The organism is Neisseria sp. P0022.S010 (genome assembly GCF_051956635.1).
Window position 1 is genome coordinate 1 of record NZ_JBQCXF010000735.1, and the last position, 1,081, is coordinate 1,081.

Below are 1,081 nucleotides of genomic sequence, written 5' to 3' on the forward strand. Positions count from 1 at the left end.
CAATGAAGAATGAAACGATTTAAAGCATTTGATAGATAACTTTATGAAATAAATAAGGATTAATAAAGACCGTCTGAATAGTTTAGACTGCCTTTAAAATTGTTCACAACCTTATCAACAGGTTTTCCATAGATTAAACTAGATTTTGCGGATTGCCGGCCACGAAGCGGTTGATGTTGTCCAAAAGGATGTCAAACAGACGGTTGGCGGCCTCTTGGCTTGCCCATGCAATGTGTGGCGTAACGATGAGGTTGGGCAGTCTGGCTTTCAGCAGAGGGTTGCCGTCGCGCGGCGGCTCTTGTGTCAATACATCAAAACCTGCCCCGCCGATTTGGCCGTATTTCAACGCCGCAACCAAAGCGGCTTCATCAACCAAGCCGCCGCGCCCGCAGTTGATGAGGATGGCGCCGGGTTTCATTTGCTGCAATTCGGCTTCGCCTATCATGTTGGCCGTTTGCGGCGTGAGCGGACAATTAAGCGACACGACATCGGCGGAACGGATGGCTTCGTCAAAGGAAACATAGCCGTCGCGGACGCTTTGGGCATTTTTATGTTCGGCGAACACGACATTCATTTTGAAAGCCTGAGCATAAGTTGCCAGCGTTTTACCGATATTACCGCGACCGAAAATCGCCAGTGTTTTACCATTCAAATCGCGCATCGGTGCGCCGAGGTGGCAGAAAAACGGCGAGTTTTCCCACAAGCCTGCCGCAACGTCGCGCTGGTAGGCAGGCAGGTTGCGCATCAGGGTAATCATCATCATAAACGCGTGTTCCGCCACGGATTCATTGCCGTAAGCGCGAATATTGCATACTGCCGTGCCGTTTTGTTTGGCAGCTTCAACGTCCACATTGTTGACGCCTGTCGCGGTAACGGCAGCCAGCTTGAGTTGTGGATTTTCGGCAAATGCTTGGGCGGAAATCACGACTTTGTTGGTAATCACAATGTCCGCGCCGCGGATGCGCTCCAGCGTTTCGTGCGCTTCGGTTGTGCCGTAGCTGCTCAATGTATGTGGAAAATTAAAATCAAACGGGCGGTTGACGAGGGTATCGCGGTCGAGGACGACAATATGGAGCGGGCT

1 protein-coding gene is annotated in these 1,081 nt (G+C 51.2%); it reads right to left on the bottom strand.

The genetic code is table 11. The annotated features are described in order from the left end of the window. Nucleotides 1-133 precede the first annotated feature (133 nt). On the bottom strand, nt 134-1,069 hold the full coding sequence (locus ACTHUT_RS21030) for a D-2-hydroxyacid dehydrogenase (RefSeq protein WP_440419745.1): 936 nt from the start codon (nt 1,067-1,069) through the stop codon (nt 134-136). Nucleotides 1,070-1,081 lie beyond the last annotated feature (12 nt).